This is a genomic window from Nocardia coffeae, assembly GCF_019890715.1.
In the GTDB taxonomy this organism is placed as follows: Bacteria; Actinomycetota; Actinomycetes; order Mycobacteriales; family Mycobacteriaceae; genus Nocardia; species Nocardia jiangxiensis.
In genome coordinates, this window is sequence record NZ_JAINZY010000018.1 from 94,433 (window position 1) to 108,093 (window position 13,661).

Below are 13,661 nucleotides of genomic sequence, written 5' to 3' on the forward strand. Positions count from 1 at the left end.
ATTCCCGCGGTCACCGCCGCACAGGTCAAAGGAGTCCGAGCAACTTCAGATCGGCGACGTATTTCGCGATGATCGGCGCGGTGATCTGCGGAATGTCCTTGTCCGGTCCGATCTTCGCCTCCCGCACCGCTGCCTGGAACCGCTCGACCGACGCCAGCTCGCCCCGGGTCGGCACAAGTGGCCTGCGGAAAGCCGGCATCAACGGAAGCAGCGAATTCTGCCGCTGCTCCTCAGGAAGCCCCCGCAGTGCCGCCTCGAACCGCTGCCGCCAGTCCTCATAATCGCCGATCCGCTGGATGGGACATCCGGCATCGACGAGCCAGTCGACGTACTCGTCCAGCCCGATACCATCGTCGTGCGGGTTCATGACGTGGTAGGTCCGGTAGCCGTCGTGCCCACCACCGAGTACGGCGATCGCTTCGGCAATGAAGTCGACCGCCAGGCCATCGTAATGTGCGCGCTGTCGCTGTCCGTTCGCATCCAGCTGGTAGAACGATCCAGGAGCGATACCGGTTTGCGCCAAGCTCAACATCATTCGAGTGAACATATCGGGCACATTGAGCTGGCCGGCATAAGCAGGCTCGGCGAGAATCATATTGCTGCGGAACACCGTGACCGGAAGGTCACACAGATCGTGCGCCGCCCGCAGTAGTACCTCGCCGCCCCACTTGCTGTTGGCATAGCCGTTGGCGTACGTGTCGTCGATTTTCCTTACCGGGCTCGCGATCCGGATGTCCGCGTCCTCGGTGAACTCCGCCGGGTCGATCTGCGTCCCCACGCCGACCGTGGAGATGTACACGAACGGCTTGATCCTGGTGGTGATCGCCAAGCGGATCAACTCGGCGGTACCACCGACATTGGGGCCGAACAGTTGACTGTAGGGCAGCATGTGATTGACCAGCGCGGCCGGATCGACGATCAGGTCGACCGTCTCCGCGAGCCGCTGCCAACTCTCGCGGCCGAGCCCGAGATCGGGCTCGGCCTTGTCACCGGCGAGCACCTCGAGCGTGTCTTCGGCCAGTTTGCCGAAGTGGGCCACGAGGCCAGTGTCACCGCTGTCGAACGTCGCGTCGAGCCTGGTGCGCGCATCTGCGTCGGTTTTGCCGCGGACGAGGCAGATCACCTTGCCGCCAACGGCATTCATCCGCTCGAGCCATTCGAGGGCGAGGTAGCGCCCCAGGAATCCGGTCGCACCGGTCAGCAGGACCGTCCGGACCTCGTGTGCCGGTCCCGATAGAGACGAGGCAGACCTCAGCGTCTGCGCATCGATGAAGGTCTCCAGCCTCAGGTCGGCAGCGGAAACCTCGGCCGCATCCCTGCCGTGCACCGAGGCGAAGGTGGGGCGGCCGGGGCCCTGCCGACGCAAACTCTCGATATGAGCCGCGATCGTCGCCAGATCACCGGCCGGGCTCACGATCACACCGACCGGAACCTCGACGCCATAGATGTCGTGCAACAGATTGGAAAACGTCAACGCCGACAGCGAATCTCCGCCCAGATCGGCGAAATGCGCCTCGGGCCGGACGGCATCGGACACGCCGAGCAGTGCACCGGCCGCGCGCCCGACGGTCTCGATTACCGGCCGCGCGGCCCCCTCGCGGCGTAGCTCGGCCAGATCGTCGGCTTCACTCGCGGCGAGATCGGAATAAAGCTGCTCCAGTGTGGGGCCGTAGTGCTCCTTCAGTTTCGGCCATGCCAATTTGCCGATGCCGGTAAGCAGCCCGTTCTGCAGCGAAAATGGCTCCGTCTCGATGACGATGTCCCGGGGGATCTCGTAGGACTGCAAAGCAGCCTCGCGTGCGGCGCAGCGAAGCGATTCCGCCACAGCCGGTTTCAGTGACTCGACCGAATTGTCGGCCAGCACCTGTTCGCTCGGCACGACGACGGCCAGCAGGTACGGACGCGCACTGTTGGCGTACAGAAAGATCTGGCGCACCAGCGGACTGTTGCCGAATACCGTTTCCAGTTTCGACACCGCAACGAATTCGCCCTGCGCGAGCTTCAGCACGTTGTTGCGCCGGTCGACGTACTGCAGCCGGTCGGGCCCCAGCTCGACCATGATGTCGCCGGTGTGGTACCAACCCTCGGCATCGAATAGCTGCGCGGTCAGCTCGGGCCGTTTGTAGTATCCCCGGACGGCATCGGAGGACTTGACGTAGAGCTCACCGCGTGGATAAGGGCGGTCGGTGCCGAAATAGCCGAGCTCGGGCACATCTATGAGCTTGTAGTCGATCACCGGTGGGCGCTGGACGTAGCCGTTGATCGTGACTGCGCGAACCTCGGTCGCCCCGTAGGCTTCTCGCAGCGGCAGCTCCACCAGGGACTCGACCCAGGACCGCAACTCTGCCGAGATAGGAGCCGATGCGGTAGACGCCTCGATGAACCGTCCGCCCAGCAGCCCCTGCCGGAGCTCGGCCAGCACTTCCGCCTCGGCCACCGCCGGATCACCGCCCCCGGCCTCTCGGCGCGCCAGCCGGGCCTGGAACTGTTGGAACAGCATGTCCCAGATTCTTGGTACGAAGTTCAGCCGTGTCGGCCGGGCCAGCTCGAGGTCCTCGAGGAAGGTCGACAAGTCGCTCTGGGCGGTGAAGTAGGCGATCCCTCCCTGTGCCAAGGTCGAGTACAGCGTGCCCCGCCCGAACATGTGACTCAACGGCATGAAGTTCATGCTGATGACGGGCATCGCCTTGTTCGGACCCCGGCGCCAGATGTTCGCGATCAGGCTCTCGCTATACATGGCGCCCTTGGGCGTTCCCGTACTCCCGGAGGTATACAGGATCAGCGACAGTGGGTCCGGCTCGTCCACGACCGGCGGCGGCAGCAACTCGGCGGGATACGCGATCATCTCGGTCAGCGTTTCGATCATGGTCGGCGCACCCAGCCTGGCGAGGCGATCGCGAGCGTCCACCACCGCGTCGCGATGATCGTCCACCTCGGGGTGATAGTCGAACACCAGCAGCATTGCGGGCCGATGCGTCTCGATCAGCGCTACGGCGTCGGTCAGATGATCCACGCTGCAGGCGATAACGACCGGTTCGGTCTCTTCTACGATCGGGCGCAGCGCCGCAGCGGGCGCGCTGGTGTGCAACGGCACCGCGATGGTCCGCATCCGCATCAGGGCAAGATCGATGATGGTGTAGTCGACGCTGGTGAAGCCGAGCACACACACCGTGTCCCCGGGACGCACTGAAACCTTCGGACCGGTCAACGCCGTCACGACGGAGCTGATGTGCTTGCGTAGCTGCCAGTAGGTGATCGTGTCGAACCTCGGCAGGTAACGGACGCGTACTCGATCGGTGCGCGGATCCCGCTCGTATTCCACGGCTCGCCGACCGAGCGCGGGACGCTCAGCGTATCCGTCGAGCATCACCTGCAGAACCTCGGACAGCGACAGAGAAGACCCGATCCGATCGAAGACCGAATCGTCACGCTGCGCGGCCGCGAACTGTGCGTCTGTCGCGAACAACTCGGCGACCCGAGACTCCCACTTCGCGGGGCGTGAATCGATGGACATGCGATCTCCTGCGCTACGTGGCTGTCAGCATCGGCCTGCCGGTCGGTGTCCACGATGCACCTGACGACAACCCATTTAATTACTTGTATCATCTAACTATTGGGTTCGTACAGTGTTTGGAGGACCTCCGCCACGGGGCTCCACGCCACACTGCCCTGCCGCAGCGTCGCAGGGACCAGCGAAGATCACGCTACCCACGCTGACGTCGCAATACTCGGCGAGCAGGGCCACCACCGGATCCGGTGCGCCGACGAGCAGCCATCGGTCGGCGAGCGCTCAGAAGTCCTACTTCGTAGTCGCTGAGGTCGTGGTAATAGCGTCGCGGCCCGCACCGAAGGCCGCCGGTCGCCCAACGCCTGCCACTCCGAAAGATAAATGATATACCTATCTATGGGGCAGAATCTCCACGACAAGCGCTCGGGGCACAGCGCGGTGAAGCTGTCCGTCGAACCGAACCGCAGTCGCTGCACAGCGAAATCGCGGCACATGCCGACGCCAGCCCAGCATCGCTGAGGGCCGAGGTGGACCGTGAGCACACCGCCGCCGAAATCCAGCATCGGCGTCGGTGCGAATTGTTCGCGGGCACAAGAACGACAAGAGGAGTTGAGCCGGTGGATTCACCGTCATCGACGTGGTCGCAGCGCGTACTCACAGGACTGGCTGCTGCCACCGACGAGCTCGCCATCATTTCTGTGACACCAGACGGTGTGCAGAGCTGGACGAACCAGGACTTACTGGAAAGATCATCGGGGGCGAGGAAATTCCTCGACGCGCACGGGGCCGCACGCGAACGGTACGTCCCCGCACTAGTAACGACCCGCCCCGCCTCCGTGGCGCTACTTCTCGCCGGTGCCGTGTCGAACCGGCCGATCGCGCCGCTGGGCCCGAAGCTGACCGATAGAGAACTTCTGGACTGCCTGCGTCGCCTCGACGGCAACATCCTTCTCGCCGAGCCAGAATGGGCAGACAAGGCTGCGCGCCTCGCTGCCGAGACCGGCCGTCACCTCGCGATCATCGAGGAGTTCGCCCCTGGCGAACCGCTCGATCCCGCATCGGCGAATACCGCAGCCGCCGACATCGCATTCATGTTGCACACCTCAGGCACCACCGGGCTGCCCTCACAGGTCGTCGTTCGCCAGCGCGAGCTCGCCCGGCGCGCGCAGGTCAACGGTTCACTGCTGCAGCTGCATCGCGGTGCTCGACTGGTAATCGCTGGGCTTTTCCACCATGTCGGCGGGCTGGGCAATATCGCGGTGGCACTCGGAAACAATGCCACGATGGTGCTCGTACCGTCCGTCAGCGTGACATCGTGGCACAGTCTGGAACCAGTGCGACCGACACACGTGATCACCGTGCCGTCGATCATCGAAATGTTGCTCAGCGCTGATGCTTTGACTATGCCCAGTCTGAGCATGATCGGTTACGGCGGGTCGCCGATTCACCCTGATACGATGCGGCGAATCGCGCAGCTGCGACCGGATGTCGATTTCGTCAACCTCTTCGGCCAGACGGAGGGCAGCCCGCTCACAGTACTCGGGCCACACGACCATCGCGTCGCGATCTCTGGCAAAGAGGAACTGCTCCAGTCGGTCGGTCGCGCGGCGCCGGGCGTGGAACTACGCATCGCCGAGGCCGGACCCGATGGCGTTGGCGAGGTATGGGCCAAGTCCAGCCACTCGTTCTCGGTCGACGCCGAAGGATGGCAGCACACCGGCGATCTGGGATATCTCCGCGATGGCTATTTATATCTGGCGGGCCGCAAGGGCGACAAGATAATTCGCGGCGGCGAAAACGTCTTCCCGCTCGAGGTGGAACAGATCCTGGAGAGTCACCCGCAGGTCGCGGAAGCGGCCGTGGTCGGTGTACCCGACCAGCGGCTGGGCGAGAAGATCCGGGCCTTCGTTGTGCCCGTCGATCCGGCGAACCCACCCGACACCGAGCAGTTGCGCGTTCACAGTCGCGAGCGGCTGGCCGGATTCAAGGTTCCGGCGGACTGGCGATTCGTGCGATCACTTCCGCGCAACCCGGTCGGCAAGCTGCTGCGCCGTAAGCTCATCCAATCAGGAGACGAGCAACTCGACCAGGACCGCGGCCCCGCCACGTAGCGGCCGGACGATATCGTTCCGCCGAAGTTCGCATTTACCTGCCATCGACCGTACGTCAGTTCCTCGGCCGTGCTTCTCTGCGCCCTCTTTGTCGAGATCGGAGTGGAACCACGTTCGCCACTCGGTGAACCGACAAGTGTGCTTACGACCGATACCGCCCGCAACAGGCAGTAACGAAAACCGGAGTGACCAAACGGATTACATACCTCGATTGCAATCTCTTCGCTAGGATTCGCAGCAACCGGGAGAGCATGTCTTCCGGCCGCGTTCCACGCACCGCTACGTAAATGTCCGGAGAAACGGGTTGTCCCAACCGCCGTCGGCTTTCACTCAGAATGACGCACAACGAGTCCGCCTGTACACAACCGAGTTCAATGCCGACCCCCATCGCGTCTACCGGGAGATGCGAGAACAGTTCGGCACCTTCGTACCCGTCGAGCTTGCCCCCGGCGTCCCCGCCACACTCGTCATCGGGTACCGCGCCGGCCTGGCCATCCTCAACGACCCCGAACGCTTCCCAGCCGATCCACGAGCCTGGCAGGAAACCGTTCCCGCAGACTGCCCAGTACTGCCCATACTGGGCTGGCGCCCGATCGCGGTGCGCAACGCAGGGTACGAGCACACCCGGCTTCGCACGGTCCTGACCGCGGCCCTGGACAAGGTCGATCTGCACGCTGTGCATGGGATCGTCGAACGGACCGCCATCCCGCTGATCAACTCCTTCTGCACCGCCGGCACCGCAGATCTGGTCTCCCAGTATGCATTTCCGCTCGTCTTCGCGGTAATCAACAACCTGCTCGGCTGCCCGCCCGCCATCAGCGAGAAAGCCGCCGCGCACCTCGCCGCAATCATGGACGCCGTGGACCCGCAAGAAGCCAACCGCAGATTCGAACAATCACTGCGGGACCTCATGCAATTCAAACGCGCCACACCGGGCGCCGATATCACCACCACCCTGCTGCAGCACGACGTCGAACTGGACGACGACGAGATCCTGAACCAGCTTCTGGTGTTCTACGGCATCGGAATCGAACCCGTGCACGCCCTGATCACCAACGCACTACGCCTGCTGCTCACCAACGACCAGTTCGGCGGCGGAATCGTGAGCGGCGCGCTGTCCACCCGCGACGCACTCGACCAGGTGCTGTTCCTCGACCCACCGCTGCCCAACAACAGCATCAGCTACCCCCGCCAGCCCACCCTGATCAACGGAATCTGGCTACCGGCAAACCAACCCGTCTTGGTCAGCCTCGCCGCCTGCAACAACGACCCCGAGATCGCCGCCGACGAACGCACCGGCAACCGCTCCCATCTCGCCTGGAGCGCCGGACCACACGCATGCCCGGCCAAATCGCTCGCCTACCTGATCGCCCAATGCGCCATCGATCAACTGCTCGACATCCTGCCCGAACTCGTTCTGGCCATTCCCGCCGAGAAACTCCCCTGGCGGCCCGGACTGCTGCAACGCGCGGTAGCCGAAATCCCAGTCACCTTCGACCCCGCACCACCCGTACCCGTTTTCTGACAGGGCGCCGACCGACGAGCAAATTCGCCGGGTGGCGGTCGTCACGGCAGCCTCGAGTCTGCTGGCTGTTCGCCATCGACACACCTCGATCACCACCGATTGATGTCCGACATCGAGCGCGTCGAGAATACCGATCACCATCGAATACTTCTACGAAATGTACTCGCAGCGGGGGTGAGAGTCGACGCGATGCTATTACCTCAGCCAAGTATCCGGTTCGATCCTGCCCCATGACAACGGTTCCGACATCACCGGGCGTGCGGCTACGTTTCGCTGCTCCTGAGCGCAGTGGAAGTAACAGCAGTGGCACTCAAATAACCGAGCCAGGCCGACAGTTCGACCTCAGCCTCCTCGATCACTCTCCCGCCCAAGAGATCTCATTCCCATCCGCCGCAACCGCGTGCGCCGAGGAAGGGACCACCTTTCTGTTCGTCACAGCACCCCACACCTGAGCACCGCGAGCAGAGTACCGATCCGCCCCTGGCCAGTTGCAATGCATACGTCGTTCAGCGGGCAATGAGCAAGCGGCTACCTACCGCGGATCGGCCGTAGCTGCCGGTCGGGGTCGCTGGAGCTTGTCCAGGGCGCGCTGCAATGTCAGCGTGTCCTCCAGGACGAGATCATCCACCAGTCGGCCCCAGCGCAGGGTGACCCACTGCATTGCGGTGTTGTGGTATTCAGTGCCGTCGGCGAGGGTTCCGGTGACGCGTAACTGCGCTGCCGCCTTGGTATTCCACGGCCACCCGTTGGCTACCACATCCACCAGCTCCACGCGAACGCCGGGGAGAAGCTGGTCGAACCGGGTGAACCAGTCTCGGAACGCTTCCGGACCGTGCAGGTCCGCGCCCAGTGCTGTATCGCCGAGAAATCGGAACCGAAGATCGGGTGCGGCCATCGACACCACGGCGTCGTAATTGCCCGAGCCGATGCGGCGCCAGGTTCTCCGGACCAGGAATCGTACGATGGCATGGTACACGAAAACCACTGTAAGCAGCTAGCTTGCTAAAAGCAAGGAACTGGTGATGGCGAGAACAAACTTCCATGAGATTGCCTGCTCCATCGCGCGATCGGCATCGATCGTCGGCGACCCGTGGGCGCTGCTGGTGCTTCGCGATGCCGCGCTGGGTCTGCACCGCTTCGAGGAACTGCAGCGCGACCTCGGTGTGGCCACCAACGTGTTGAGCCAGCGGTTGCAGCGGCTGGTAGATGGAGGCGTGCTGCAGCGTCGTTTGTACGACCAGCGGCCCGACCGCTACGAGTATCACCTGACGGACAAAGGGCATGACCTCATCCCTGTGCTGCTCGCGCTGATGGCATGGGGTGATCGATGGGAATCCGGAGAGCAGGGGCCACCGCTGCTCCTGCGGCACCACACGTGCGGCCGGCAAACCAATGCTGCGGTGACATGTGACCGTTGCGGCGCTGTCCTGACCGCCGAATCCGTTGCTTATCAACCGGGTCCGGGTGGGCGGACTGCTGATGGCACAGCACTCGTCGCTACCGTACTGAGCACCTCGGACGAGTGAATACTCCGCACTCACGGGGTTAGCGATATCTGGCACAAGTGAGCGCATGCGGGTGACCGCGAGCTGCAGACAGACGAGCGCGTCGGCGCCCCGGGCTGTCAGTGTCACGGTGACAGCCCGGCAGTATTTCGTCGCGTAGTCGATCACCGCGCAGATCCGCCAAATGCCACCGCCGGTGGGTTTCGAATTCCTCGATTTGCCCGGCCGGATCTCTCGCTACGTTCCAGCGATCCGTCAGGTTGTTCACGACCGGAACATGGTGCGGTTTACTGCGATACGCAGTGCGTTATCCGATTGATGGCCAAGGTCTGGCCGTGCCTCAGAAGAGCACCACGGAGCGAAGCACGTCGCCGTGCTGCATCTTCTCGAAGGCCGCCTCCACGCCGTGGACTCCGATGGTCTCGCTGACGAACTTCTCGAGCGGCAACCTTCCCTGCAGGTGCAAGTCGACCAACATCACGAAATCCCGTGACGGCACGCAGTCCCCATACATCGACGACTTGAGAGCGCCGCTGCGGCCGAAGTACTCCGCCAGCGGGATCTCCGGAACAACCATATCCGGGGCAGGCGCGCCAACCAGCACCACTGTGCCAGCGCGATCACGGGCGAAGAATGCTTGTCTCCAGGTTTCCGGCCGACCGACCGCATCAATGACCACGTCCGCACCGAACCCACCGGTGAACCGCTGGATGGCATCCACAGGGTCCGCTTCCCGGGCGTCAACGACATGTGTGGCGCCGAACTCCCTGGCCTTCTCCAGTTTCCGGGGATCACGATCCACGGCGATGATCGTCGACGCACCCGCCAGATAAGCACCGGCGACCGCGGCGTTGCCAACCCCTCCGCATCCGATGACGGCAACCGAGTCGCCGCGACGCACCCCGCCGGTATTGATCGCAGCGCCGATCCCGGACATGACCCCGCAACCGAGCAACCCGGCCACCTGCGGCTCGATCCCCGGATCTACCTTGGTGCACTGCCCTGCGGCCACCAGGGTCTTCTCCGCGAACGCACCGATATTGGCCGCCGGCGTCAGCTCCTGACCGGACAGCAGAGTCATCTTCTGTGTCGCGGTGCGGGCGTCGACGCAGTAGTGGAGGTTGCCCTTACGACAGGCACGGCACTGCCCGCAGACTGCCCGCCAGTTGAGGATCACGAAGTCGCCCGGCTCGATCTCGGTGACACCAGCGCCGACCGACTCGACGAGGCCGGCCGCCTCATGCCCGAGCAGGAAGGGGAACTCGTCGCTGATCCTGCCTTCCCGGTAGTCCAGGTCGGTGTGGCAGACCCCGCACGCCTGCACCCGGACCACCGCCTCACCCGGCCCGGGGGCGGGGACAATAATCGTCTCGACGGCCACCGGTTCGCCCTTGCCGTGCGCTACGACGGCACGGACCTCATCCGACATGCTCGCTCCTTCGCGACTAGGTTTCGATTCGCCGGTGACACCGGGCAATCCGGCGACTTGCCCGCGCCGTGACCTCAGGAAGCAGACGAAACGTCGGGGGTGTTCAGTTCATGGCCGAGGTAGCCTCGTATGACCTCGTCTTCGTCTAGTTCGCTCGGCCGCCCGGAGAACGCGACCTGGCCATGGTTGAGAAGATAGACGTGGTCGGACATTTGGAGGGCACGCTCGACATACTGTTCGACGACCAGCAGCGCGGTACCGCTGCTGGCCAGAGTATGCAGAGACTCGAAGATCTGGTCCACGACGACCGGCGCGAGTCCCATCGAGACTTCGTCCAGCATCACAAGACTCGGCTTGGCCAGGAAGGCGCGGGACAACGCGAGCATCTGCTGCTGGCCGCCGGAGAGCCTTCCGGCAAGTTCACCGAGGCGGTCTTTGAGCGCCGGGAAAGTCTCCAGCGCAAGGTCGAAGGACTTGTCCTTCTCCCACGGCGGGATCTGGAGCAGAAGGTTCTCCCGCACACTCATGCCGCGAAAGACCCCCCGCCCTTCCGGGATGAGGCACACACCGGCTCGGGCGCGCGCATTCGGCGCGACACGGGTCACTTCCGCCTCGCCGACCAGGACGCGACCCGCATCAGGCCGGAGGAGACCGGATGCGACGCGCAAGAGAGTCGTTTTACCGGCACCGTTGGAGCCGAGCAAGGCCACAACCGACCCGGTGTGTACCTCCAGGTCCACGTCGCGGAGCACGGTGGTGCGCCCGTAACCGGCGCTGACGTTTTCGAGTCGAAGCTGTACGTCACTCATCGTGGGGTCTCCTCTTGCAACTCCGCGCCCTCTTGCGCTCGGTCGTCGATCACAACCTCGCCGCCCAGGTAAGCGGCCTGAACAATTTCGGACGACATGACCTGTGATGGGGTGCCGGAGTAGATCAACCGTCCGAAGTCGAGCACGTAGATGTAGTCACACACGTCGTTGACCAGCGCCATGTCATGTTCGACCAACAGAATGCCGACACCTCGCTGTCGCACGACATCGGTGAGGATCTCGCCGAACCGCAGCGTCTCCGCGCGATCGAGTCCTGATGACGGCTCATCGAGCAGCAGAACCCGATAGTCACCGGCCAAGCACCGTGCCAACTCGACCAACCGCCGCTGCCCAGTGGACAAGCCACCGACCGAGGCATCGGCCACCTCGGCCAACCCGCACAGCTCGAGCGCACGCACAGTGGCGTCATCAACCCGGCGCCGGTCGGTCATCCGCGGAAGGACGTGCCGCACCGGATTCGCGCCTGCCCGTGCCGCCTCGGCACCGACAGCTACGTTCTCCCAGACCGAGAGCGAGTCGAACAGTTCCATTTGCTGGAAAGTTCGACCGAGGCCTCGGCGTGCCCGAGCGGCAGCACCCCGCCGAGTAACATCCTTCGAGTCGAACAGCACATGACCACGTGTCGGCTGATTCAGGCCCGAACACGAGTTGAATGTTGTTGTCTTGCCGGCACCGTTCGGACCAATGAGGCCCGTGATCCGACCGGATTCCGCCTCGATGGTTACGTCGTTCACCGCGACGAGCCCGCCGAACTGCACACACAGCCCATCCACCGCGAGATTGGCCGGCTGCACGCGCGGAGCGTCCGAATCCGCTGCGACCTGCATGGTTGCTGTTCGTGGGCGCCAAGTGAACGGCGGCCGATGGAAGATCCCGTCGAGCAACTCACGCAGCCATGCCGGAACAGCGTCCGTTGCCGACGCGGACCTGAGTGCGTACGCGATTGCGCCGATGCCGAAGAAGATCTGCAAGTAATTGCCGGCATCCGGCGAGGGAATATAGGAGGGCAGGACCGACAGCCCGAAGGCTGCCAGCATCGCGTACCAAGGCACGCCGCCCGGGACGATGATGATGAGCGCGATATACGCGAGCGACGTCAAAGGCTGGTAATTGTCACCGGTAACCGTGAATTGAACCATCCCGGCCAGCGATCCGGCAATTGCGGCAATGAACGCGGAAATACAGAACACGAGTACCCTGGTCACATTAACCGTGGCACCATTTGTGGTGAGAGCAAGCGGGGAATCCGCCATTCCCCGGAGGAGCCGACCCAGACGGCTATGACTGAGCGCGATCACGAACAGAGCGGTCAGTACGGCAAGCACCAGGCACAGGTAGTAGAAGCCTTCGTCGGAATCAAGTCCCAGCCAGCTCGGCCGCGGCATCTTCAACCCGAACCCGAGCGCACCGAACATCGATCCCGAGGTATAGAACATCTGCGATACCGCGATCCCGAAACCCAGTGTCGCGAGCGCGAGGTACAAACCACCCAACCGAATCGCCGGAATTGCAAGCAATGCGCCGATGGGCACGGCGACCAGTCCTGCCAGCAGCAGGGCAACCACCCAAGGAATTCCCATATCGACCGCGAAATGCGAGAATGCGGCCGCGCCAATCGCGGTGAACGTCACCTGACACAGGGACACCTGCCCGGATGTTCGAACCAGCAAGCCCAACGAGAGAAAAACCATGACGCTCGTCAGAGCGAGAGTCCAGTCGTTGAGGTGAAACCCGACCCAGCTCGGTACAAATGCCAGCAATACCACGACGACGACCCCGCACAAGAGCTGGAACGGCGCAGGCGCGACCCATGTTGGGCGGCTGGCCGGCCGCGCCGCGGATCGCACCTGCAGCCAGCGCTTGGGAAACAGCAGCAGGACGAGAAACAGAACGATGAATGGCAGACTCGCAGGCACCTGCTCGAAGACGCTACCGGTGAAGTACTTCGTAGCCAGCGCACCCACAACACCGATACCGATACCGCCGATGAACGTGACCGGCAAACTCGTGAACGAGCCGAGCGCGGCCGCACCGAAGGCCTGAATAACGAGGAATGTCAGAGTCGTACCCGTCAGCGGCACGAACGAGGCAAGCAACAGACCGGAGATGGTAGCGAACTCGACGCCGATGATCCACGACCACCTTCGAGCCCGCGACGGGTTGGTGCCGGCCAGGTCGAGCAGCGGCGCGTCGTCCACCACCGCACGCATCGCCATGCCCATTCGAGACCACCGAAAGAACAAGTAGAGCAATGCGGTCAAGATCAGCGCAACAGCGAAGACGATGATCTTCTCAGCGGTTATCTGCGTGCCGAAGAGTGTCATGCTGTTGGTCGGCAGGTACGGCGGAACGGTACGAACCTGCGTCGTACCGTAAATAATAGTGAAAGCATACTGCACGACAAGCAGAACACCAACGGTGGCCGCCACTTTCACTGCCAGGCTCGCATTGGCCAGGGCCTTCGCCAAAGCAGCGAACATACCCCCGACGACTGGGCCCACGACAGCCAGGATGATGGCAACCGCGACTGGCCACGGCACTTTGTGTTGCACATGCAGAAAATAGAATGCATAGGCGGCGATTGTCGCTAATGCACCATGTGCGAAGTTGAATACACCGGACGTTTTGTAGGTGAGAACCAACCCCACTCCGGCAAGACCGTAGACCGCGCCCGAGACCAGTCCCGCGATGATGAATGGCAGCATACTCTGGTGACTCCTTCTTACCGTCCGAAACGGCCGGCGGATGTTCTA

Annotated in this window: 8 protein-coding genes; 3 read left to right on the forward strand and 5 right to left on the reverse strand. The window is 63.3% G+C overall.

Annotated features, from left to right (window positions below; translation table 11 throughout):
- Nucleotides 1–25: 25 nt before the first annotated feature.
- Nucleotides 26–3,514: a carboxylic acid reductase gene (gene car, locus K7711_RS41170; protein ID WP_222977491.1), complete on the reverse strand. Its 3,489-nt coding sequence runs from the start codon at nt 3,512–3,514 to the stop codon at nt 26–28.
- Nucleotides 3,515–4,125: 611 nt separating this feature from the next.
- On the opposite strand from car, the gene K7711_RS41175 reads away from it, so the two are divergent.
- Nucleotides 4,126–5,619 (forward strand): class I adenylate-forming enzyme family protein, encoded by a 1,494-nt coding sequence (locus K7711_RS41175; protein ID WP_222977493.1) that lies wholly within the window; start codon nt 4,126–4,128, stop codon nt 5,617–5,619.
- Between the two features lie 403 nt (nt 5,620–6,022).
- The gene (locus tag K7711_RS41180; RefSeq protein WP_235748583.1) at nt 6,023–7,144 is read left to right on the forward strand and encodes a cytochrome P450 family protein; all 1,122 of its coding nucleotides are present in this window, start codon (nt 6,023–6,025) and stop codon (nt 7,142–7,144) included.
- A 532-nt stretch (nt 7,145–7,676) separates the two neighbouring features.
- On the opposite strand, the gene K7711_RS41185 is transcribed toward K7711_RS41180, so the two are convergent.
- On the reverse strand, nt 7,677–8,120 hold the full coding sequence (locus tag K7711_RS41185) for a nuclear transport factor 2 family protein (RefSeq protein ID WP_222977497.1): 444 nt from the start codon (nt 8,118–8,120) through the stop codon (nt 7,677–7,679).
- A 46-nt stretch (nt 8,121–8,166) separates the two neighbouring features.
- On the opposite strand from K7711_RS41185, the gene K7711_RS41190 reads away from it, so the two are divergent.
- Nucleotides 8,167–8,670, forward strand: a complete 504-nt coding sequence (locus K7711_RS41190; protein ID WP_222977499.1) for a winged helix-turn-helix transcriptional regulator — start codon at nt 8,167–8,169, stop codon at nt 8,668–8,670.
- Between the two features lie 319 nt (nt 8,671–8,989).
- Here K7711_RS41190 and K7711_RS41195 read toward each other — a convergent pair whose 3' ends face one another.
- From K7711_RS41195 to K7711_RS41205, 3 genes are all read right to left on the reverse strand, one after another.
- On the reverse strand, nt 8,990–10,078 hold the full coding sequence (locus K7711_RS41195) for an S-(hydroxymethyl)mycothiol dehydrogenase (protein WP_222977500.1): 1,089 nt from the start codon (nt 10,076–10,078) through the stop codon (nt 8,990–8,992).
- 74 nt (nt 10,079–10,152) lie between these two features.
- Nucleotides 10,153–10,887 (reverse strand): ABC transporter ATP-binding protein, encoded by a 735-nt coding sequence (locus tag K7711_RS41200; RefSeq protein ID WP_222977503.1) that lies wholly within the window; start codon nt 10,885–10,887, stop codon nt 10,153–10,155.
- On the reverse strand, nt 10,884–13,613 hold the full coding sequence (locus tag K7711_RS41205) for a branched-chain amino acid ABC transporter permease/ATP-binding protein (protein ID WP_222977505.1): 2,730 nt from the start codon (nt 13,611–13,613) through the stop codon (nt 10,884–10,886). The genes K7711_RS41200 and K7711_RS41205 overlap by 4 nt, the downstream gene beginning before the upstream one ends.
- Nucleotides 13,614–13,661: the final 48 nt, after the last annotated feature.